Source organism: Phaeobacter sp. CC-HEC084, assembly GCF_059429255.1.
Window position 1 is genome coordinate 904,572 of record NZ_JCAIJQ010000002.1, and the last position, 22,498, is coordinate 927,069.

General features: G+C 59.7%; 20 protein-coding genes and 1 tRNA gene. 14 read left to right on the top strand and 7 right to left on the bottom strand.

The window, feature by feature from the left end:
* Positions 1-49: 49 nt before the first annotated feature.
* Positions 50-1,486, bottom strand: a complete 1,437-nt coding sequence (locus tag AC5SSZ_RS04780; protein ID WP_369002708.1) for an amidase family protein — start codon at positions 1,484-1,486, stop codon at positions 50-52.
* Positions 1,487-1,880: 394 nt separating this feature from the next.
* Here AC5SSZ_RS04780 and prpE point away from each other — a divergent pair, with 394 nt between their 5' ends.
* Positions 1,881-3,773: a propionate-CoA ligase PrpE gene (prpE, locus tag AC5SSZ_RS04785; RefSeq protein ID WP_495437304.1), complete on the top strand. Its 1,893-nt coding sequence runs from the start codon at positions 1,881-1,883 to the stop codon at positions 3,771-3,773.
* 107 nt (positions 3,774-3,880) lie between these two features.
* Here the strand turns inward: prpE and AC5SSZ_RS04790 are convergent, their stop codons facing one another.
* Positions 3,881-5,269 carry a methyl-accepting chemotaxis protein gene (locus AC5SSZ_RS04790; protein WP_495437307.1) on the bottom strand — a complete coding sequence of 463 codons (1,389 nt, stop codon included), beginning with the start codon at positions 5,267-5,269 and terminating at the stop codon, positions 3,881-3,883.
* Between the two features lie 475 nt (positions 5,270-5,744).
* On the opposite strand from AC5SSZ_RS04790, the gene AC5SSZ_RS04795 reads away from it, so the two are divergent.
* Positions 5,745-6,782, top strand: coding sequence for a calcium-binding protein (locus AC5SSZ_RS04795; RefSeq protein WP_274834200.1), 1,038 nt, complete (start codon positions 5,745-5,747; stop codon positions 6,780-6,782).
* A gap of 133 nt (positions 6,783-6,915) precedes the next feature.
* Here the strand turns inward: AC5SSZ_RS04795 and AC5SSZ_RS04800 are convergent, their stop codons facing one another.
* Positions 6,916-7,338 (bottom strand): tellurite resistance TerB family protein, encoded by a 423-nt coding sequence (locus AC5SSZ_RS04800; RefSeq protein ID WP_065270643.1) that lies wholly within the window; start codon positions 7,336-7,338, stop codon positions 6,916-6,918.
* A gap of 271 nt (positions 7,339-7,609) precedes the next feature.
* Here AC5SSZ_RS04800 and AC5SSZ_RS04805 point away from each other — a divergent pair, with 271 nt between their 5' ends.
* The 3 genes from AC5SSZ_RS04805 (at position 7,610) to AC5SSZ_RS04815 (ending at position 12,156) form a co-directional block, all read left to right on the top strand.
* A complete protein-coding gene (locus AC5SSZ_RS04805; protein WP_495437310.1) occupies positions 7,610-9,190 on the top strand; it encodes a lysine--tRNA ligase in 1,581 nt (526 codons plus the stop codon).
* 145 nt (positions 9,191-9,335) lie between these two features.
* Complete coding sequence (locus tag AC5SSZ_RS04810) at positions 9,336-9,740, top strand: DUF4864 domain-containing protein (protein WP_495437312.1); 405 nt, start codon at positions 9,336-9,338, stop codon at positions 9,738-9,740.
* Between the two features lie 130 nt (positions 9,741-9,870).
* The gene (locus AC5SSZ_RS04815; RefSeq protein ID WP_495437314.1) at positions 9,871-12,156 is read left to right on the top strand and encodes a right-handed parallel beta-helix repeat-containing protein; all 2,286 of its coding nucleotides are present in this window, start codon (positions 9,871-9,873) and stop codon (positions 12,154-12,156) included.
* 8 nt (positions 12,157-12,164) lie between these two features.
* On the opposite strand, the gene AC5SSZ_RS04820 is transcribed toward AC5SSZ_RS04815, so the two are convergent.
* Both AC5SSZ_RS04820 and AC5SSZ_RS04825 read right to left on the bottom strand, forming a co-directional pair.
* Positions 12,165-12,650, bottom strand: coding sequence for a HugZ family pyridoxamine 5'-phosphate oxidase (locus AC5SSZ_RS04820; RefSeq protein ID WP_495437317.1), 486 nt, complete (start codon positions 12,648-12,650; stop codon positions 12,165-12,167).
* A gap of 23 nt (positions 12,651-12,673) precedes the next feature.
* Entirely contained in the window at positions 12,674-13,342 is a 669-nt protein-coding gene (locus AC5SSZ_RS04825; protein ID WP_495437319.1) for a hypothetical protein, read from the bottom strand.
* Between the two features lie 147 nt (positions 13,343-13,489).
* On the opposite strand from AC5SSZ_RS04825, the gene AC5SSZ_RS04830 reads away from it, so the two are divergent.
* Positions 13,490-13,810 carry an antibiotic biosynthesis monooxygenase family protein gene (locus tag AC5SSZ_RS04830; protein WP_065270639.1) on the top strand — a complete coding sequence of 107 codons (321 nt, stop codon included), beginning with the start codon at positions 13,490-13,492 and terminating at the stop codon, positions 13,808-13,810.
* Between the two features lie 86 nt (positions 13,811-13,896).
* Positions 13,897-14,304, top strand: a complete 408-nt coding sequence (locus AC5SSZ_RS04835; RefSeq protein ID WP_065270638.1) for a universal stress protein — start codon at positions 13,897-13,899, stop codon at positions 14,302-14,304.
* A gap of 108 nt (positions 14,305-14,412) precedes the next feature.
* On the opposite strand, the gene AC5SSZ_RS04840 is transcribed toward AC5SSZ_RS04835, so the two are convergent.
* Together AC5SSZ_RS04840 and uvrB are read right to left on the bottom strand one after the other, a co-directional pair.
* Positions 14,413-15,018: a hypothetical protein gene (locus tag AC5SSZ_RS04840; protein WP_495437322.1), complete on the bottom strand. Its 606-nt coding sequence runs from the start codon at positions 15,016-15,018 to the stop codon at positions 14,413-14,415.
* Between the two features lie 116 nt (positions 15,019-15,134).
* Positions 15,135-17,327 (bottom strand): excinuclease ABC subunit UvrB, encoded by a 2,193-nt coding sequence (gene uvrB / locus AC5SSZ_RS04845; RefSeq protein WP_495437324.1) that lies wholly within the window; start codon positions 17,325-17,327, stop codon positions 15,135-15,137.
* Positions 17,328-17,495: 168 nt separating this feature from the next.
* Here uvrB and AC5SSZ_RS04850 point away from each other — a divergent pair, with 168 nt between their 5' ends.
* The 7 genes from AC5SSZ_RS04850 (at position 17,496) to AC5SSZ_RS04880 (ending at position 22,157) form a co-directional block, all read left to right on the top strand.
* Entirely contained in the window at positions 17,496-18,620 is a 1,125-nt protein-coding gene (locus AC5SSZ_RS04850) for a PepSY-associated TM helix domain-containing protein (RefSeq protein ID WP_495437328.1), read from the top strand.
* A gap of 87 nt (positions 18,621-18,707) precedes the next feature.
* Positions 18,708-19,019, top strand: coding sequence for an ETC complex I subunit (locus AC5SSZ_RS04855; protein WP_065270634.1), 312 nt, complete (start codon positions 18,708-18,710; stop codon positions 19,017-19,019).
* A 195-nt stretch (positions 19,020-19,214) separates the two neighbouring features.
* Positions 19,215-20,150, top strand: a complete 936-nt coding sequence (locus AC5SSZ_RS04860) for an MYG1 family protein (RefSeq protein WP_274838760.1) — start codon at positions 19,215-19,217, stop codon at positions 20,148-20,150.
* 33 nt (positions 20,151-20,183) lie between these two features.
* Positions 20,184-20,816, top strand: a complete 633-nt coding sequence (locus tag AC5SSZ_RS04865; protein ID WP_274838759.1) for an alpha/beta family hydrolase — start codon at positions 20,184-20,186, stop codon at positions 20,814-20,816.
* A gap of 130 nt (positions 20,817-20,946) precedes the next feature.
* The gene (locus AC5SSZ_RS04870; protein WP_495437331.1) at positions 20,947-21,252 is read left to right on the top strand and encodes a hypothetical protein; all 306 of its coding nucleotides are present in this window, start codon (positions 20,947-20,949) and stop codon (positions 21,250-21,252) included.
* A gap of 316 nt (positions 21,253-21,568) precedes the next feature.
* The gene (locus AC5SSZ_RS04875; RefSeq protein WP_495437333.1) at positions 21,569-22,045 is read left to right on the top strand and encodes a GNAT family N-acetyltransferase; all 477 of its coding nucleotides are present in this window, start codon (positions 21,569-21,571) and stop codon (positions 22,043-22,045) included.
* A gap of 35 nt (positions 22,046-22,080) precedes the next feature.
* A tRNA-Arg gene (locus tag AC5SSZ_RS04880) sits at positions 22,081-22,157 on the top strand.
* Positions 22,158-22,498 lie beyond the last annotated feature (341 nt).

Consider the following 22,498-nt stretch of genomic DNA (forward strand, 5'->3'; position numbering starts at 1 on the left):
GGTTTGCAGCGCCCCTATATAAAGGTGTTCAAGGTTGGGGCAGGCTGTGTCAGCCCTGATCCATCATCTCCCACAGCGGCAGATGCATACGGCCAACGCGAGCCTCGATCGCGGCGCAGGCATCGACCGCCATGTCTTCGCGCCAGCGCGGCGATACGATCTGGACGTTGATCGGCTGCGGGCCTTGCTCCAGCTGCGCCAGCCGGGAGGGAACGCAGCCCGCGGGCAGCCCCATGAAGTTCATCGCATAGGAATAGACCGCGCAGCCCAACACCTCGTGCACGCCTTCCGCGCCTTCGGTGTCACGATCCGGTTTGAAGAAGGGCTGCGGCAGGAAGGGGGTCAGCACGAGCGGGTAGTCCTGCTGGAAAAGGGACCACTCCCGCGCGTAGTGGCTGCGTTTTGCCATCATCTGCAGCAGCTCATCGCCCATGAAAGGCGGGAACTCCTGGAAGTAGACCTCGAAGATGTCGCGTACGGTTTGCGATCCGGCGGCATCCACGTCCTTTTTCATCATCGCGTAGACCTCGCCCATCAGGGCGCGATAGCCGTTGCGGCCTGCCTCGAACACATTGGGCGGCTCGACCTCTTCCACCACGTAACCGGCATCGCTCAGCGCATCGCGGGCGGTCAGCAGCGCCGCCTCGACCTCGGGGTGTAGATCATAGCCGTGGGTGTTGCGGGTAAAGGCGACCTTGATCGGTCCTTCGGGGGCTTCCCCGCGCCAGGGCAGGGGGACGTGGAAGGGATCGCGCGCATCGGGGGCGATCATGGTCGGCATTGCCAGGTGCAGATCCTCGGCCGAACGGGTGATCAGACCCTGCACCGACATGGATTGCGCCAACATGCCGCGCTCTGCCTTCTGGCTGGGGTTCCAGGCAGGCACACGGCCCAGGCCCGGTTTCACCGTGACCGCGCCGTTGGCCGCAGCGGGAAAGCGCAGAGAGCCGCCGATGTCATTGCCATGCCCCAGCGCGCCGATCCCGGCCATTACGGCTGAACCTGCGCCGCCAGAAGAGCCACCCGGCGAAATATGCCGCCCCCAGGGATTGTAGGTGCGTCCGTGCAGCGGGTTGTCGGTATCGGCACGGAATGAAAACTCCGGCGTATTGGTGCGCCCAATCACGACGGCACCGGCCTTGTGCAAGTTCTCGACTACCGGGGCATCCGCCGGGGCGATGAGATCCTTCAGCGCGGTGACCCCGTTCGAGGTCGCATGACCCGTTTGGTCGACGTTGATCTTGATGGTGACCGGCACCCCGTGCAGCGGGCCGGGCGCAGCGCCTGCAGCGCGTGCCTTATCGAGGGTCCGGGCGCGTTCCAGCGCCTCGGCGCTCAGGTCTTCGACCACCGCGTTGAGCGCGGGATTGGCGGCCTGCATGCGGTCGATCGAGGACTGAACCGCAGCCTCGGCGGAAATGTCCCCGGCACGGGTCTGGGTGGTCAATTCGGTGGCGCTGAGACGCCAGATATCGCTTTGTGTCATATGTAATTCTCCTGCCGGCAGGTTAGACGCCGCGCGTCGGGTTGCAAGGGGATATGCGGCAATACCAGGGATCATTTTGCGACTTGCTGCGGGAACGGGCAGGGCTGTGCGGATGCCGCGCGGAACGCAAGATGGGCGTCCTGACGCGTGGAGTGCTGCGCATTGATTCGAAGGCGTAGCGGCAGGCCTTAGCCAAATCGGCTTTACAACTTTGCAGTTTTTCAGAAATCGCGCCGTAATACGTAAGGCTCCGCCGCGTTTGCATATATTTGCAGGGCGTAACAGGCCGAAATTGCAAATTTCTGCTACACTGTGACGCCACGTTCCTTCGGCGGCTTGCCCGGGCGCATCGCTTGGGCATAACTCTTTTGCATCGAGGAGCGAGGAGGACGCCATGTCGTATCAAGACGTATATGCCAGCTGGAAATCGGATCCTGAGGGGTTCTGGATGGAGGCCGCGAAAGCGATCGACTGGGACCAGGCTCCGAGCCGGGCGCTGAGCGATCTTGGCGGCGGGCTGTATGAATGGTTCGCCGACGGCATGGTCAACACCTGCTACAACGCCGTTGACCGCCACGTGGAAAACGGACGTGGCGAGCAGACGGCGATCATCTATGACAGCCCGATCACCCACACCAAGCGCGAGATTTCATTCGTCGAGCTGCGCAACCGCGTCGCCACGCTGGCCGGTGCGCTGCGGGCCAAGGGCGTTGAAAAGGGTGACCGCGTCATCATCTACATGCCGATGATCCCCGAGGCGCTTGAGGCGATGCTGGCCTGCGCCCGTATCGGCGCGGTGCATTCGGTGGTCTTTGGCGGTTTTGCGGCAAACGAACTGGCGGTGCGCATCGACGACGCCACTCCCAAGGCGATCATCGCTGCCTCCTGCGGGTTGGAGCCGGGCCGGGTGGTCCACTACAAGCCGCTCTTGGATGGGGCCATTGATCTGGCCACGCACAAGCCCGACTTCTGCGTGATCTTCCAGCGTGAACAAGAGGTTGCCGAGCTGGTTGAAGGGCGTGATGTCAACTGGCACGGCTTCCAATACGGGGTCGAACCGGTCGATTGCGTGCCGGTCGAGGGCAACCACCCGGCGTATATCCTGTATACTTCCGGGACTACGGGGCAGCCCAAGGGCGTGATCCGCCACACCGGCGGGCAGCTGGTGGCGCTGAACTGGTCTATGAAGAACATCTACAACGTAGATCCCGGCGACGTATTCTGGGCGGCCTCTGATGTGGGCTGGGTCGTGGGGCACAGCTACATCTGCTATGGGCCACTGATCCATGGCAACACCACAATCGTGTTCGAAGGTAAACCTGTGGGTACCCCCGATGCGGGTACTTTCTGGCGGGTGATTTCCGAGCATAACGTCAAGAGCTTCTTCACCGCGCCTACGGCGTTCCGCGCCGTGAAACGCGAAGACCCCAAGGGCGAATTCGTCGGTAAATACGATCTGTCCTGCCTGAAACAGGTGTATCTGGCAGGCGAGCGTGCTGACCCCGACACCATCACCTGGGCCCAGGACCAGCTGAAGGTGCCGGTGGTCGACCACTGGTGGCAAACTGAAACCGGCTGGTCCATCGCAGCGAACCCGGTGGGGATCGAGGAGCTGCCGACCAAGCTTGGCTCGCCCGCCGTGCCGATGCCGGGCTATGAGGTGGATATTCTGGATGAGGGCGGCAATCCGATGCCTGCAGGTGAGCTTGGTGCCATCGCCGTAAAGCTGCCCTTGCCGCCGGGCACCCTGCCAAACCTCTGGAATGCCGAGGAACGTTTCAAGAAAAGCTACCTCACCACCTTCCCGGGCTACTATGAAACCGGCGATGCAGGCATGAAGGATGAGGATGGTTACCTCTATATCATGGCGCGCACTGATGATGTGATCAACGTGGCCGGCCATCGCCTGTCCACCGGCGGCATGGAGGAGGTTCTGGCCTCGCACCCCGATGTTGCCGAATGCGCGGTGATCGGCGTTAGTGATCAGTTGAAGGGGCAGATGCCGGTTGGCTTTCTTTGCCTGAACGCGGGCACCAACCGCCCGGGCGAGGAGATCGTCTCTGAGGTGGTGAAGCTGGTACGCGAAAAGATTGGCCCGGTTGCGGCATTCAAACTGGCCGTGGTGGTGGACCGCCTGCCCAAGACGCGGTCTGGCAAGATCCTGCGCGGCACCATGGTCAATATCGCAGACGGCACGCCCTACAAGATGCCCGCAACCATCGACGATCCGGCCATCCTGGATGAGATAAAGGAAGCCCTGCAAAGCATCGGCTACGCCAAGGGCTAAACCTGTCTGAAGGTTAGAATACCAAACCGTGCCGCATTGCTGCGGCGCGGTTTGTTCGTTGGGGGTCGAAGAAAGCCAGTGCTCGGGGAGGGTTTTGAAACCCCGTCTCAGGCCGCCGGACGGTGTGTTTGTAGGGGCGTTTCCGGGGTGGCTCGGACAGCCTGGACGGTGCCTTGCCCCGCGTCACCGCCGACCTTGAAAGTAGCGACACGCTGCTGCAGCAGCCGGGCGTTGTGCGACAGGTCCAGACTGACGGCGCTGGTTTCTTCCACCATTGCGGCATTGCGCTGCGTGACCTGATCAAGTTGACCGATGCCAACGTTGATCTCTAGCAAGGCGGCTGCCTGTTCCTTGGCGCCGCTGGCGATATGGCCGATGCGTTCGGAGATGTCCGATGCGCCGCCAATGATGGTCTGAAGTTCCTGGCCGACCTGTGCCACGACATCCACACCCGAATGCACCTGCGAAGAGCTGCGTTCGATCAGCTTTTTGATTTCCCCTGCAGCGCTGCCCGAGCGTTGCGCCAGGGTTCGAACCTCGGCCGCAACCACCGAAAATCCCCTGCCTGCCTCTCCGGCGCGGGCGGCCTCGACGGCGGCATTCAAAGCCAGAAGGTTGGTCTGAAACGAAATGTCGTCAATGAGGGAGACAATGCTTCCGATTTCCTCGGAGGATTGCTTGATCGCCTCCATCGCGTCGACGGCCCGGTTCATGACTTTATTGCTGTCCTTAGCAGTCCGCTGCGCCGTATCTGCGATGCCTTTGACGTCCTGCGCCAGATTGGCCGAGGAATTGACCGCTGATGACAGCTCTTCCACTGCGGCGGCGGTTTCTTCCAATGTCGCCGCCTGCGATTCCGTGCGTGACGACAGTTCCCCAGAAGAGCCTTCGATCCCGTCGGCGGCTGCGGAGACTGTCGATGCAACCTGTTTAACCGATAGAACCACTTGCTCCAGTTTTTCGATGGCCGCATTGAAGGTGGTGCCAAGGGTGCTCAGCTCTTTGATGTCTGATACCTCGACCCGGTGCCGCAGATCGCCCTGGCTGATGGCCTCAAGCCCGGTAAGGATGCCATCCATGGCTTCCTGGCGGGCGCTGGCATCGGACACGTCGGTGGCAATCTTGATGACTTTGCGCACCTTGCCTTCAGAGTCGAATACGGGCGCATAGGTTGCCTGTATCCAGACAGGTTCGCCGGATTTCGAAACTCGTTCGAAGCGGTCCGAATAATATTCCCCCGATGCCAATCCCGACCAGAAGGTCGCATAATCCGCCGATTGCGCGTCTTCGGGCTTGACGAACATCGAATGATGATGCCCTTCGATCTCGCTGAGTTCATAGCCCAGGGTTTCGAGGAAATTCTTGTTTGCTTTTAGGATTGTGCCGTCTGTCGCAAACTCGATAACGGCCTGTGTCCTGTCGATGACGTCCAGAACCGCCTGCTGTTCTTCGAACTTTCTTTCCCGCCGAGTTCGGGGCTTGATAATTTTCAACATCAAATCGTCCTCACATAATAACTCTTGCCTTAGTAATCGGCAGGAAAAAGGGTCTGTCGATACGTGCAAAACGTTGAATTGTTGCAATCAATAAACGATTTGAGGTGCGGACGTGTTTTTCAAAATTTTCGGTGAAACGGAAGGATGAACAATCTTTTCAGGATCTTCCGAAGTATTTTGCAATCCTTATGGTTGCAGTAGCCGTGGGTGGCTCCATTAACTTTTGCGAATTTTTTACGGCTGTTAATTCGCTATGCTGCTTTTGTGTATGCCTGCCGTGCAACAGTCGGCAAAGGTAATCGCCTAAGTTTTCAGCCGTCTGAACGCGTTATCCGGTTTGAGTCGCTGATTTTCTATTTGAGCCATCGGTCGGCGAAATGGAGGCGAGGCGCAATACTTGGAACAAATCCATCGATCTGTTAGCGGTAGCTAGGTGTAGAGTTCAATCTGGTGACAGTATTAAGGGGTGGAAATAATGCGTGCGAAGGTTTCTTGGGGACAGAACGCAGACGAGATGGGGTTTGCCCAACCGCATAACATCTTCAATCTTTTCAACGGAATCGTCGGGAATGATGATTTCCCCATCAAGACATCAACTGACCGCGCCCTGGTCGTTGAGGGGCAGTTGGGGTTTGCGGGCTTTCCGCTGGACCTGCGGATGACGATCAAGGGCGTCGGTTTCACCTATCAGGGCGATGAGGTTACCGGCGGGGAGATCCGCCGGATCAAAGTAGAACAGCTGACCGATGATGGTGGGACCGCCAAGATCTTCAACATGCGGGGCCTACGGATCGATGTTACCGATCTGACCGAGGCGATGGAGTTCGAGGACAACGGTGGTTTTGAAGGCACCGTAGAGGAACTGCTTTATGGAAATGGCTGGGTTTACAATGGCGTGCCTTCGGTGGATGTCATTGACCCGGATCAGATGTTCTTTGGCTACGGCACCCAGTTCAACATGGATGGCCGGGACAAAATCTTTGGCCGCGCCGGGGACGACACCATCCTTAGCGGTGAAGGGCGTGATTTCGTGAGCGGGGGGAACGGCAACGACTTCATCCGCGGCGGGTTGGGGAAAGACACACTGAAAGGCGGTCGAGGGGATGATGAGATTTATGGCGATGTCGGCTACTGGGACGGGCGACGCGACAAGATCTTTGGCGGTGGAGGCGATGACTACATCGATGCTGGCGCTGGCAATGACCGTGTCAACGGCGGCCGCGGAAACGACAAGATGGTTGACGCGGCCGGACGCGATACCTTTGTCTTTGGTAAGAGATCCGGTCACGACTGGATCCACGACACTGACAATGAAGGTGCCGATCTGATTATCCGCACCGGCAAAGAGATCACGGTCACCTTTATCAATATGGAAGAAGAGTTCAGCTCAGGCCCATGGGCCGGGGAATACTTTGACCGCGGGTTCCTGTTGGAATGGGGGCGCAACAGCCTGCTGCTTGGAACCTATGGCGATATCGAAGATTTCGGCCTGACAGATTATACCATGCTGTGATGGTCAAAGGGCGCAGGGCGAGGAGTATCACGCCTTGCGCCCGTCAGAATCCGTCAGAATTTGCTTACGAACGGCCCGAGCAAAAAGCTGCTGCGGGCAGGTTATTGTGCATGGGTCCTAAGTGGGGCCGTGCCTAAACCATGTGCCGCGCGCGGGCGCCGCGTTCAATGGCGGCGGCGTGCAAGCGGTCGATGTTCAGCTCATACCGCATTTCTTCCAAAAGGCGCAGCTCGGATTCCGCCAGCGTGCCATCGGCAGCAGCCACGTCACAGGCCAGCGCATAGGCGGTTTCGAACAGGCGTTCTGGCAGGTTGTCCCGGATCAGGCCGAACAGGGCGTCCAGCCCGTCCTCCTGCTCGAATAGGTCGAAAACGGTCTGCGAGATCGTGTTGATCCGGTCGATGTCATAGTCGGCAAAGACCGGCAACATGTTGACTGCGGATTGGATCTTGACCAGCTCGGCGGTGCGGATGTTCTCGTCCGAGGCCGAAATCGCCACCATCAGCGCCACGAGGCAATCCTGCGGCGTCATCGGATGGGGGGCTTGCTCGCTCATGGGGGCAACCTTTTGTAAAACCACTGTACATCACGGACGATATGCGGGGTTTTCTGCGGGTGCAACCATGCCGGTCCGCAGGTCGGCCCCCCGGGGCGGTGTTTTGCCGCCGACAGGCGGATCCGGCAGGTTTTGTTGCGCGGGGCGACGGGGTTTGGCGCCAGTGTTTATTGACTTATGCCGCACCGGCACAATAGAGGAGGAGGCCGGATGCAAGACGCATACCGGTAAAGCGGATATAGGCCGATTGGCGGCCCCGATGGAGAACAACATGTCTGAACTGCGCGAAACCGCTCTGACGAGCAAAGCCTGGCCGTTTGAAGAAGCACGCCGCATTCTCAAACGTTATGCCAAGGGCGCGCCGGAAAAGGGCTATGTGCTGTTTGAAACCGGCTATGGCCCCTCGGGTCTGCCTCATATCGGCACCTTTGGCGAGGTTGCGCGCACCACGATGATCAAGCGCGCCTTCGAGGTGATTTCCGATATCCCGACCAAGCTGATCTGCTTTTCCGACGATCTGGACGGCATGCGTAAGGTGCCGGGCAATGTCCCGAATGCCGAAAGCCTGCACGACCACCTGCAAAAGCCGCTGACCTCGGTGCCCGATCCCTTTGGCACCCACGACAGCTTTGGCCACCACAACAATGCCATGCTGCGCCGGTTCCTGGATACCTTCGGGTTCGAGTATGAATTCTACTCTGCGACCGAATTCTATGGCTCGGGCCAGTTTGACGCGATCCTGAAGCGCGCCTGCGAACGCTATGATGAGATCATGGAGGTCATGCTGAAATCCCTGCGCGAGGAACGGCGCCAGACCTATTCGATCTTCCTGCCGATCCACCCGGAAACTGGCCGCGTTCTGTACGTACCGATGAAAAAGGTGGATGCGGAAAACCACAGCATCACCTTTGACGATGAGGACGGCAAGGAATGGACCCTGCCGGTCACCGGCGGCAACGTGAAACTGCAGTGGAAACCGGATTTCGGCGCGCGCTGGGCGGCGCTGGAAGTTGATTTCGAAATGTACGGCAAGGACCACAGCACCAACACGCCGATTTACGACAAGATCTGCCGGATCCTGGGCTGGCGCGCGCCAGAGCATTTCACCTATGAGCTGTTCCTCGATGAGAACGGCCAGAAGATCTCCAAGACCTCGGGCAATGGCGTGTCGATCGACGAATGGCTGACCTATGCCTCTTCCGAGAGCCTTGCCTATTTCATGTATCAAAAGCCGAAAACGGCCAAGCGGATGCATTTCGACGTGATCCCCAAGGCGATGGATGAATACCATCAGCAGCTGCGGGCCTACCACGGTCAGGATCTCAAGGGGCAGCTCAACAACCCGGTTTGGCACATCCACGGCGGCGACGTGCCGGAGTCCAAGATGGTGGTGCCTTTCTCGATGCTGCTGAATCTGGCCTCGGTGGCGTCGGCACATGACAAGGAAACGCTCTGGGGCTTTATCCGCCGTTATGCACCCGATGCGACACCGCAGACCCACCCCGATCTGGACGCGGCGGCGGGCTTTGCCGTCAAATACTACGAAGATTTCGTCGAGCCGCAGAAAGTGTTCCGCGCGCCGAGCGACGCCGAGAGTGCCGCGTTGGAGGAATTCCGCGGCAAACTGGCATCCTGGGATGGCGAGACCACGGGCGAAGCGCTGCAAGGCATCGTCTTTGAGGTGGGCCGCGAGCATTTCGGCAAGGAAAACATGCGCGACTGGTTCAAGGCGCTTTATGAGGTTCTGCTGGGCGCCAGCCAGGGTCCGCGCTTTGGCGGCTTCGTCGCCCTTTACGGCGTAGAAGAGACCGTTGCCCTGATCGACAAGGCGCTGGCTGGCGAGCTGGTCTGAGACCACCGCAAGCCAAGGATGAGAAGGGCGCCCAATGCGGCGCCCTTTTTCTTGACGGCCCGCAAGCTACGCCCTTGTCATCTAATTTTTGACCTGCCGCATTCCTGGCCTAGCTAAAACATCTAGGTATCGTCGGAGGTCGCCAATGTTCAGGTTTGCAAGTTTTGTGTTTTCGCTGGTGCTTCTGGCGCTGCCTGCGGGGGCAGAGGACAGGGACCAGATCACTGGCGTGATCGGGGACCAGATCGAGGCGTTTCGCGATAATGACGTCACGCGGGCCTTCGGTTTTGCCTCCCCCCGCATCCGCAGCCTGTTTGGCACGCCCGAACGCTTTGGTCAGATGGTCAAGCGCGGCTATCCCATGGTTCTGCGCCCAAACCAGGTCCGCTATCTGGAGCTGCGGGAGGTCGCCGGTAACCTGTGGCAACGGGTGCTGATCACCGATCAGGACGGGCGGCTGCACCTGCTGGATTATCAGGTTGTCGAGGGCGGCAGCGACTGGAAGATCAACGCCTTGCAGATCCTGAAAGTGCCGCAAGGCAACGCATAGTGTTTCTCGCCAGAGCGGCTGGCCCGGTGCAGGGGCAGCGCGCGCCTGTCTGACGCCGGATTAAGCCCGACATTCTAAACCCTTTCCGATCTGCGCTGCTTGCGCGTCGTGGCATAGGAAAGGGTTTCCCATGAACAAGGTGATCACAGATGGCTTGCAACTGGCGCCTTCACCGTTCGAGGAAGGGCTGGTTCAGTGGTCCAGCGGCAATGGCACGCCGGGCTCGGATACTTATGACGGGGTGGTGAACGCGGCCTACGTGGCGGCGGATGCGGATTTTGGCGGCTGCCTTGAGCTGCAAAAGCTCGACAGCACGCAAAAGCTGCGTTTCATGGGACAGACGCCGATCCTGCCGGGGTGTTACCTGCAGGTCCGCGCCCGTATCAAGGCGATCAGCGGCGCGTTGCCGACGGTGCGGGTGGCAGGCTGGGCCGGGCAGGCCAATAACAGCCACCTGTCCGGGGTGGTCGAAACCGGCACCAGCACGACGCTGACCTCTTATGGGCAGGTGGTGGAGATCACGGCCATCGTCGGGACTGGCAGTCGCAGTGGGGTGGACATGCCCTGGGGGCTTGCCGCCGACCACGGGCATTTCGGACTGGACCTGATTGGCCCCAATGGCGGCGTTGTGCGGATCGACGATATCGAGATCACCGATATCACAAGCGCCTTTCTGCGTGATATCATCAGCCTTGTGGATGTGACGGATTTTGGTGCCATCGGGGACGGGGTTCAGGACAACACAGCCGCCTTTGAAGCCGCCGATGCAGCCGCCGACGGGCGCCGGGTTCTGGTGCCGGAAGGGGAATTCTATCTGGCCGAAACGGTGTCGATGGACAATGAGATGGTGTTCGAAGGCACGCTCTCCATGCCGACAGACAAGATGCTGCTCATGCGGCGCAATTTCGATTTTCCCGCCTATGCCGCTGCCTTTGGTGACGAAGAGCTTGCCTTCAAGAAGGCATTTCAGGCGCTGCTCAACAACGTGGATCATGAATCGCTGGATCTGCGGGGGCGCATGATCACCGTGACTAAACCGATCGACATGCAGGCGGCGGTGCCGAACCGCAGCTCTTATGCCACCCGTCGGGTGATCCGCAACGGTCAGTTTTCCGCCGTGGGCGGCGCGGCCTGGGATACCGAAACCGTGAGCTCTCAGGCGACCTACGACAGCAGCGATCCGCGCAAGCTGCGCAACGTGGCCAATATCGCCAATATCCCCATTGGCGCATTGGTCGAAGGCAGCGGGGTGGGGCGCGAAATCTACGTGCGGGCCAAGAACACCGGCGCGGGCGAGCTGACGCTGAACGCGCCGCTTTATGACGCGGTGGGCACGCAGAATTTCACCTTCAAGGGCTTCAAGTATCTGCTGGATTTCTCAGGCTTCAGCCAACTCAGCAAATTTGGCATGACCGAGGTCGAGGTGCAGTGCAATTCCCATTGCAGCGCCCTGCGCCTGCCGTCGGCGGGCACCGTCTTCAGTCTCGATCATTGCTTCATCTCCAGGCCCAAGGATCGCGCGATCACCTCGATCGGGTCGGGCTGTCAGGGCATTCTGGTCGACAATTGCCAGTTCCTGTCCGCCGAAGAGCCGCTTGATGTGCCGGACCGGAGCAGCGTGGCCATCAACGTCAACGCCAATGATGCCAAGCTGCGCAACAACCGTGCCAGCAAATTCCGCCATTTTGCGCTGTTGGCCGGGGCGAATAATACGGTCACCGGCAACCACTTCTTTCAGGGTGACAGTATCGCCAATGGCGTGCGTACCGCCGGGCTGGTGCTGACGAATACCTATTGTTCGACGACCGTGTCCGACAATTACATCGACAATTGTTTTGTCGAATGGACGAATGAACAGGACCCGACGCCGGATTTCAGTTCAGGCTTTTCCTTCAGCGCCCTGTCGGTCACCGACAATGTGTTTCTGTCTGGTGAGGTCGCGCCCTGGTTCAGCTATATTGTGGTCAAACCCTATGGCACCGGGCATTTCCTGAACGGTGTCACGGTCTCGGGCAACAAGTTCCGGTCGATCAATGGTTTCATAGACCGGGCTGAACGGGTGGATACCAGTTTCTCCGGGCTGGATTTCAGCCGCAGCAAGATGGTCTTTTTCGAAGGCAATACCTTTCACGGGATCACCTCTCCCGCCGCCAGTCCTCTGCGGCTGGAATACACCCAAGGCAGCGCCGCCACGACCTGGACCATCGACACGGATGGGCAGCTGCCGTTTGAAGGCCACGCGCGCAAGGTGGATGCGATTACCGCTCTGGGGCCGATCAGCACGTCTGGTGGCAGCAAACGCTATGCCATGCCCTATGCCGAGGTCGAGCAGGGTAGCGGTAAGGACCGGGTCAAGCTGAACTGGCAGGACGCGGTCAAGGGAGAGGTGCAGGTGATCGTGCGGGTGGACCGCTAGCGCGCCACTCAGGCGGGGGGCGTCAGATCATCTGGGCTCAGCACAAAAGCCTTTCCAAAGCCGCCGTTCAGATGTCCCGCCGTCACGTCCAGCCGGACAAAGGTAAAATCGCCAAACCCGATGTAGAGCTTCGCCTTGGGGTGGTCCTGCAGGTAATGCGCGGCCAGACGGGCGTGTTCTTCGCCGGTATTGGGGGTGAACTGCGCATGGCCCTGCAGACTGAGCCGGGGATGGGTCAGGGGATCGCCTTTGTCTCCCGGCTCCCCGACGAGAAAGGAACAGGCAGGCGCTTTCTGCAAGGCACGCGTATGGGCGGAGAGGGTCGAGAGCAGACTGATCGGCTGCCCCTCTGGTGACAGGCCAAAGGCCACCCGCGTGACAAGCGGGGTTCCATCCTCGGAAATGACTCCCAGCGCAGCAAAGCGTGCCTTCTCCATCAGTGTCCGGGCAAGGCTGCGGGCCTCGTCATCGGTGGGGCGGATTGGATCTGTCATCGGATTGTTGTCCTGAGCCTGTTTCAGAACCTATGCCACAGGGATATTTTCAGGCCAAGGCTCTGCCTGTTGGCCTGTTTGTGCTCCAGCCCCACAACCAGTTCCTGACCGGGTGCCGTCCGGTAGCGCAGACTTGGGATGATGGCATAGGTCAATGGCGCCCCGGCGCTGCGGGAGGTTTCGATCTGCAGCATTGGCGACAGGGCCGATCGGGTGTTGAGGCCAAAGGTGGCATCAAGTTTCCAGATCGGATCGGGGAGGCTGGCCCGGTACTCGTAACTGGCATCCAGCGAGATCCAGCCGCTGGCGCGGGCGGTCGTGAAATCATGCCCGAAGGACAGGGTGGCGCGGGACATGGGACTCCAATAGCCACGCTGGTGACTGCCGCCACCCGCGACTGTCAGCGCCAGCCGGGGCCGGGTTTCCCCGGTGGTCAGCGGGATCCGGGCAAACAGCAGGGCGTGGCCCGTTTGCCGGTCGTTCTGGTTCAGATCCACCCCAAGGGTCAGCCGCGGCGACCAGCCGTATTCCCCGAAATACCCCAGCTCATGGCGCAGAGTGCCATCCTCTGTCTGCCGCAGGGTGGCGCTGGCGGCAACAAAACCCTGGCCCGTCTGACGCAGCCAGGCCCCGGCCAGCGCGGGCGGCGCCAGAAGCAGGCTGAACAGGCAGGAGAGGATCCAGATCCGCAATTGAAACTCCCTTGGGTTGCTTTGTTGATATGGAATCTACCTTTGGATGTTTTTGCCACAAACTCAAGTTGCACGCGGAAAACAGTCTTGTTTGCGGCAAAATCGTCGTAGGGTGGAGGTGTTCAGGGCCAATCACGGGAGGAAACGATGCCGACAATTTCCAAAACGGCCGATATTCAGACGGTCATCACCACTTTTGAAATGACACCGGGAACCTGTCAGGATCTGCTGGATGCGCTGACAGACGCCTATGACAATTTCATTTCCCGGCAGCCAGGGTTCATTGCGGCGGGGCTGCATGTGAATGATGCGCAAACCCGGATCGCAAACTATTCCCAGTGGAAACGGCGCGAGGATTTCATGGCGATGCTGCGCTCGGAGGAAATGCGTGAACGCAACCGCCAGATCAGCGCCCTGTGCCGCAGTTTCGAACCGGTGATGTACGAAGTTGCCGCCACCTTTGATTGAGATCTGCAAATAGACTGATATGGATCAAGGCCTTGGGGGCACGCGCCGGGCATGTTGTCCCCAAGCCCGAATGACTGGAGGACCCAATGTATCACAATATTCTTGTACCGATTTCCTTTGACCCTGACCGCGATGTATCCGCACCTTTGAAACTGGCGCGCCTCTTGGCGACGCCTGAGGCGAAGATCACCCTGCTGCATGTGGTGGAACAGATCCCGTCCTACGCGATCACCTATATGCCGGCCGATTACATGGCCGAGGCCCGCGCTGCGCTGGAAAGCGAGCTGTCGGCACTGGCGGACACCCTGCCCAATGCCAAAGGTCTGGTCATTGAAGGGCATTCGGGGCGGTCGATCCTCGATTGGGCCGAACAGAACAACCCCGACCTGATCATCATCGCGTCACACCGTCCGGGCATGCAGGATCTGCTCTTGGGCTCGACCGCAGCGCAGGTGGTGCGGCACGCCGGTTGCGCCGTGCATGTGGTACGCTGAGGTGATCTGAAACGGTAATTCCTGAACTTTCAGAAGCGAGAACGGGGGCGCGTGTATCGTGCCCCCGATCTGTTTTGATCCGATGCCTAACCGGACCGACAGATCTGATCATCCAGCCAGCCTGACCAAACGGTGCAAGGCCACGGCGGCCAGTCGCACGGCTGTGCTGCCCGGTTGTACGCCCTTCAACAGAGCGGAGCGGAGCAGTGCCTTGTTGGAGTTCAGCGCGTCGGCAATGCGGGCATAATAGACCTGTTTTTCCTCTGGCGCCCGCAGCAGGATGGTTTCGGCTTGCTGGATCGCCTTCCGCGTCTGTTGTTTCATCCTCGGCAGGGCAGAGGGTTTGACCGGAGTGTATACCTCAAACCCACGACGTTTGGGTTTCGTACCCGGATCGCGGTTCTTGGCAATCGCAGCGCTAAGGGTGTTCTCGACAAGGTCCAGCGCCTTCTGCGCTTCGGAATAGGCCGTGTTGCCGCGCAGTTTGTCGCCAGACCTTTTGTAAACCAGGCGGTAGCAATCGTAGCGGTAGACCCAATCGACATTTTCGCAGCGGCTGAAGCCCCGCGATAGGGTATTGGCGACGCTCTTGCTTGTTGCGGCGGACAGGCCGACAGACGATCCGCTGCCTCCGTAACCTGCATCGCCGCCAGCGTGAAGCGCTCCGGCAGAGACCAAAAACAGACCGAGGGTGGCAACGCGAAAAATACTCATAAACAAAACTCCTGTGTACCAATGTCAGGCTAACACAGAATGATGGTCAGGCAAGGAGGCAAACCGGGACAGGGGACGTCTTGCAGCCCCCTGCACAGGATCCGAACAGGCTCAGATCACTTCCATTTTCGTTTCACATTGCCGCCGCGTTGTCCCGGCTTGCCCGCCGTGGACCTGCCACGCGTTTTCACCGCAGCCTCGGCAGCCGCATCGACGGCGGATTGGCGGGCCAGCGGATCGTCTGAGACCGCCAGATCCACGGCCTCCAGTCGTTTGACCTCGTCCCGCAGGCGGGCGGCTTCTTCGAACTCGAGGTTCTCGGCGGCCTTGCGCATCTGCTCCCGCAGCCCGTTGAGGTGGGCTTCGAGATTGGCGCCATGCATCGGCTTGTCGATATTGGCGGTGACGCGGTTCATGTCCACATCGCCCTGGTAGAGACCCGCCATGACGTCCTCGACGTTCTTCTTGACGGTTTCCGGCGTGATGCCGTGTTCCTCGTTATAGGCGATCTGCTTGGCGCGGCGGCGGTCGGTTTCTCCGATGGCCCGCTCCATCGAGCCGGTGATGCGGTCGGCATACATGATGACACGGCCATCGGCGTTCCGCGCCGCGCGACCGATGGTCTGGATCAGCGAGGTTTCAGAGCGCAGGAAGCCTTCCTTATCGGCATCCAGGATGGCCACCAGCCCGCATTCGGGAATATCAAGGCCCTCCCGCAAGAGGTTGATCCCCACCAGAACATCAAAGGCGCCAAGCCGTAGGTCGCGCAGGATTTCGATCCGCTCCAGCGTGTCGATGTCGCTGTGCATGTAGCGCACCTTGATACCCTGCTCGTGCAGGTATTCGGTCAGATCCTCGGCCATGCGCTTGGTCAGAACGGTACACAGCGTGCGGAATCCATCGGCAGATACCTTACGGATCTCGTCCAGCAGGTCGTCCACCTGCATGTCGACGGGGCGGATTTCGACCATTGGGTCCAACAGACCCGTGGGTCGGATCACCTGTTCGGCAAAAACGCCGCCAGCCTGTTCCAGTTCCCACGCGGCGGGGGTGGCCGAGACAAAGACCGACTGCGGCCGCATTGCATCCCATTCCTCAAACTTCAGCGGGCGGTTGTCCATGCAGGAAGGCAGCCGGAAGCCGTGTTCGGCCAGGGTGAACTTGCGCCGGTGGTCGCCCTTGTACATGGCGCCGATCTGCGGCACCGAGACGTGGCTTTCATCAGCAAAGACAATGGCGTTGTCGGGGATGAATTCGAACAGGGTAGGGGGCGGCTCGCCGGGAGCGCGGCCCGTCAGATAGCGCGAGTAGTTCTCGATCCCGTTGCAGTGGCCGGTGGCCTCCAGCATTTCGATGTCGAAATTGGTGCGTTGCTCCAGCCGCTGCGCCTCTAGAAGCTTGCCGTCGCCAACCAGCTGATCCAGCCGCATCCGGAGCTCTTTCTTGATCTCGATAACCGCCTGGTTCAGCGTCGGTTTCGGCGTCACATAGTGGGAGTTCGCATAGACCCGGATCTGATCGAAGGATCCGGTGCGCTCCCCGGTCAGCGGATCGAATTCGGTGATCGCCTCCAGCTCCTCGCCAAAGAACGACAGTTTCCACGCGCGGTCTTCAAGGTGTGCCGGGAAAACCTCAAGCGTGTCTCCCCGCACCCGAAACGAGCCGCGCTGGAACGCCTGATCGTTGCGCTTGTACTGCTGGGCCACCAGATCGGCCATCACCTGCCGCTGGTCGTACATCTCACCGACCTTCAGATCCTGGGTCATTGCCGAATAGGTCTCGACGCTGCCGATACCGTAGATACAGGAGACCGAGGCGATGATGATGACGTCATCGCGCTCCAGAAGCGCCCGCGTGGCCGAGTGGCGCATCCGGTCGATCTGTTCGTTGATCTGGCTTTCCTTCTCGATATAGGTGTCGCTGCGCGGCACATAGGCCTCGGGTTGGTAGTAGTCGTAGAAGGATACGAAATACTCGACCGAGTTCTCCGGGAAGAACCCCTTGAATTCACCGTACAATTGCGCCGCCAGCGTCTTGTTCGGGGCCAGAATGATGGCCGGGCGCTGGGTTTCCTCGATCACCTTGGCCATGGTGAAGGTCTTGCCCGTACCAGTGGCGCCCAAGAGCACCTGATTGCGCTCGCCTTCGTTGACGCCAACGCTCAGCTCCGCAATTGCGGTGGGCTGATCCCCGGCCGGGCTGAACTCCGTGTTCATCACAAAGCTTTTGCCACCTTCCAGCTTGGGGCGCTGGACGGCCTCGCGTTCGGTCATCATCGGCAGCGATTTGTCGGAATGGGCGTAGGGCATTGGCGCTCCTCAGTCTGGCGGCCATACACTTGATCTCTTTTTGTTCCAGATCAAGGGGGCAGGGGCAAGTCCTGGGCAAGTTCCCGAAAAATTGCACGGCACTGCGACGGAGATTGCGGCCTGCTGCGTTGCAGAAAGAGTGGCGTAAAACGATCCGGGGACAAAACCATGCGGAAGCTTATTTTCTGGAGTCATTTGACGGTCGGCCTGATGGTTGCCCTTATAGTGCTGATGCTGTCACTGACGGGGCTGTTACTAACCTATGAGGCGCAGATCACCCGTTGGGCGCAGACACCCGCGGTGTCCGAAGTGGGCACAGAGAGGCTGTCTGCGGATGAACTGGCAGGCATCGCCGCGATTGAAACAGGGGGGCGGGCGACAGCGCTTCGTTTTGCAAAAGATCCGGATGCCCCCGTGGCCGTGCAGGTCGGGCGAAATTCCACACTGTTTCTCGATCCATTCACCGGCGATTTGCTGCCGGAACAGGGTGCGGGAGTCGCTGCATTTTTTTCCACGGTTGAACATCTGCACCGTTGGTTTGCGCTCTCTGGCGATGGGCGCGATCTGGGCAGGGCGGTGACAGGAGCCGCGAACCTTGGCTTTCTGTTCCTTCTGGCCAGCGGCCTCTACCTTTGGTGGCCCCGGGCGTGGAAATGGCGGATGGTCCGCATGAACCTGTGGTTTCGCAAAGGCCTGCCCAGCAGCAAGGCCCGCGATTACAACTGGCACCATGTCTTCGGCTTCTGGGCGCTTGTGCCCCTGCTGGCGATTGTGGTGTCAGGCGTGGTGATCTCTTACCCTTGGGCCAGCGATCTTGTGTTCCGCCTTTATGGTGAAGAGCCGACGGCGCTGCGTCGGCGGGCAGGGGCCGGGCAGGGCGCGTCGGACGCCGTGGCTGAGGTTTCAGGTCTCGATCTGGCGCTATTGCAGGCCAGCGCGAATATTCCGGAGTGGCAGCGGATGGAAGTTGCGCTGCCGCTTGCCGAAAAGATCCGCGTCACCGTCGACAGCGGCACCGGTCGCCAGCCGACGAAACAGGTAACGCTGACCATGGATGCCCGGGATGGGGCGGTATTGGACCGCAGTGAATTCTCTGACCGCAGCGCGGGTCAGCAGGCGCGGATATTCCTGCGGTTCCTGCATACCGGAGAGATTTTTGGCCTTTTGGGGCAGACTTTGGCGGGGTTGGCGGCCGCATTTGCTCTGGTGATGACCTATACTGGCGCGGCGCTCAGCTATCGCCGCCTGATCCAACCGCTGTTGCGGCGCAGGCGTAGCAGGCAGACGGGTTAGCATTGTCGCAATACTAAGGATAAATCGATCTTGCCGCAGCGCGCGTATCATCGCATATAGGCAGCATCGGATGAGTAGGAGACTGCAATGCAAGCGCGTATTTACCGGCCAGCGAGAAACGCCATGACCTCGGGCATGGCCAAGACGCGGAAATGGGTTCTGGAGTTTGCACCCGCAAGCGCCCGCGAGGTTGATCCTCTGATGGGCTGGACCTCCTCTGCCGATACCCAAAGCCAGGTCCGCCTGCGCTTTGACAGCAAGGAAGAGGCGCTGGAATACGCTAAGGATCACGGCATCACCGCCGAGGTGGTCGAACCGAAGACCCGCAAGACCAACATCCGCCCCGGCGGCTATGGCGATAACTTCGCCACCAACCGCCGCGGTCCCTGGACCCACTGAACCTGTAAATCGGGGCAAGGTTGTCGCGGAATCGGGGCAAAGATTTCGCGGAGCCTCAGATTTAGATATTGGTGAGCGCGGCGCACAGCATGTTGATGCTTGTCGCGTCGCTGCCGAAATCCCCCCGAACACGATTCCCTCAGGGCGACCCAACCGGTCGCCCGTTGTATTTCCAGATCTGCCAGAGTGCCCATCATGATCATTACCCACCTCGTCACCCACAATGGCGGTTTCCACGCGGACGAACTTCTTTCCTCGGTCATCCTGACCCGCCTGTTCCCGCAGGCCGAGGTGGTGCGCACTCGTGACGCCGCGTGGATCACCCCCGGTGAGGGCAAGATCATCTATGATGTCGGCCGCGATTATGACGCTGAGGCGGGCATTTTTGACCACCATCAGCGCCCCAATCCCCTGCGTGAGGACGAACAGCCCTACAGTTCCTTCGGTCTGATCTGGAAGCATTTCGGCCTTGACTACCTCCGCGCTTTGGAGATCCCCGAGGCCGATCTGGAAGACATCCACGCCAGCTTTGAGCAGAGCTTTGTCCTGCCCATCGACCTGATAGACAACGGCGCGATGAACCCTTCGGTCGCAGGTCCGCTGACGCCTTTGACCCTCTCGGTCCTGTTGGAAAGCCTGAAGCCCGTCTTCGACAACCGCAGCGCGGACGCGGACGATAAAGCTTTTGCAGAAGCTCTGCCGATCGCGCGGGCGTTTGTCGAGGCGTCGATCACCAAGAAAGCCGCCAAGCGTCGTGCCGAAGCCATGGTCATCAAGGCGATCCAGGATGCTGGCCACTCGCGCATTCTGGAATTGCCCATGGGCATGCCCTTCCGCTCGGCCATTGAGGCGACTGGCGCGGACCACCTGTTGTTCGTGGTGGCCCCCCGTGACAATGACTGGTCCATCGGCGGTATTCGCATCAGCGGTGACAGCTTTGAGCAACGCGCCGATCTGCCCGCCGCATGGGCTGGCCTGACCGACAAGGCATTGGAAGAAGCCAGCAGCGTCAAAGGCGCAAAGTTCTGTCACAACGGACGGTTCATCGCGGTTGCCAGCAGCCGTGAGGCAGCCCTTAAGATGGCTGAACTGGCCGTCGAAGAGGCTAAGCGCACAGGCGCCGCAGCCTGATCTCGCCGCAGCCTGATCTCGTAGGAGGGCACGATGGATTTCCTGCTGAACGGAGACGAAACGGGGCGAACCACAATCCTTCTGGCCCATGGTTCTGGCGCAGCGATGGACACCCCTTGGATGGATACGGTTGCCGAAGGGCTGGACGCCCAAGGCTTCCGCGTCGCCCGCTTCGAGTTCAGCTACATGTCCGCCCGTCGCACTGGTGGCTCTAAGCGCCCACCGGCAAAGGCCGACACCTACGCGCCGGAATTTCTTGCCGCCATTGACGCGCTTGGCTGCGATGGTCCGCTGATCATTGGTGGGAAAAGTATGGGCGGCCGCGTGGCCAGCCTGATCGCTCAGGACCTTTATGACGCGGGGCGGATCAAAGGAATGCTGTGCCTCGGCTTCCCGTTCCATCCGCCGAAGAAGCCCGGCAATCGACGTGGTGAGAACCTTGCCGAGATAACCTGTCCAACCCTCATCTGCCAAGGCACCCGCGATCCATTCGGCACGCGGGAAGAGGTGCAGGAATACGATCTGTCCAATGCCGTGACCCTGCACTGGCTGGAAGACGGCGATCACGACCTGAAGCCCCGTAAACGGTTGACCGGAAAGACTCTTGAGGACCAACTCCTTGAGCTCGCGGAGCAAGTCAAGGTCTGGGCAAATTCCTGCTTCTGATTGGCTTCGTCAATATTCGACTGGAGAAATCTAGGCGCCAATTTCGGCCCAATCCGGCCCTGCGTGTGAGACAGCGCGTATGACCGCTCGAAGCCTTTACCCGTGTCGTAAGCTACCTGGAAGCGGGAAAATGGTATTTGACGCAGTCACAACGGTTTCGATGGTTGAGGCGTTCCAGACCGCGATCCCCCTTTGCGATCTCCCCGAATATCTCGGCGCAACGAAACAGCAAATTGAAGTTCTCTCTCTCGGCGGCATTGTTCTCCCGCTGACCCTAAGGACGAAACGCGGCTCGGTTCGGCACGTCCTCTTTGGTCGATCGCACCTTGATCAGCTACTGGCATTAATCGCCGGCTTGCCGACAACACCGGTGTTCGGCGAAGGCGCTTTTGCATCCGATCCCCTATGCCTTCCAGCGTGGGGCCGACCGATTTGAGTACCTGTTTCCGAAGTTCTCGACGGAAACATCCCGGCATTCCGACATCCCCGCAAGCAAGGGATTGGATTACTCGTTGTAGATGTTGTCCCCTTGGTTTTCGCGAAAAACGCAGCCTGACCTGATCCCGCAAATCTTGAGATGGAGCCCGCTTCGGCGGGCTTTTCTTTTTCTATTTCAGGGTGTTCACGGGATCTTGCCCCTATTTTCGCGGCATCCTTGCTCCGAGGGAGGAAAGGCGTAAAATAAGGCTTTGAAATCATGTTGAATTTTTTGCCACGTGGAAACAACTTTGCCCCGACTTACAGAACCAAAAATGCCCGAAACTGTGATTGTAACGGCCCGTCCTTCGGATCCCGATGCGGCGGTTCTGATCCGGCGCCACCTGGATCAGATGGCCGCGCAATCACCGGAAGAGAGCTGTCACGCGCTGGACGGCAGTGGTCTTGAAGGTCCGGACGTACAGTTCTTCCTGCTGCGCCGTGATGGTCAGGCGATCGGTATGGGCGCGCTGAAGCGGCTGGCGGATAACACCCGTGAGCTGAAATCGATGCACACGCTCTCTGAGGCCCGCGGCAGTGGCGCGGGCAGGGCCATTCTGGACCATCTCCTGAAACTTGCCCGCCAGGAAAGCGCCTCTGGCATTTACCTGGAGACCGGCTCTACCCCAGAGTTCCTCCCGGCGCGAAAGCTTTATGAAAGCTACGGATTTTCGGAGTGTCCGCCCTTTGGGGACTACAGTGAAGATCCCTGGTCCGTCTTTATGCATCTGGACCTGCAAGCCGCGCCTTGACCCTTGCATTGCGGGTGTCGTAACTGGTCCTCAGCGGTCCCTTAGCTCAACTGGATAGAGCAGCTGACTTCTAATCAGCAGGTTCGGGGTTCGAGTCCTCGAGGGATCGCCATTCTTTCGAATGTGCTGCCAGTGACCCATAACATTGCACGTTTTGTCGGTTTTCATGCACGCCCCCTGTCAAGAGGGACTTGTGGTCATCGCGTGATTTATCTCAGAACATTGATAATCAATCGTTTTCCATGCTTTCCATAGCAAAGCGACGCTTCACGCCCTTTGAACCTTTAAGACTGGTAAGATCGGCACGACTTCGCTTCGAAGATAGACGGGACCGACATCCCGCCCGTCGGGCTTAAATTTTTTGATACCCGACGCCTCCAGAACGGCCAGAATCCTGTTGCGGTGAGCGCCGGTTTCCGCCGCCAGTACCGTTAGCGTAGTGAAACGTGCGTT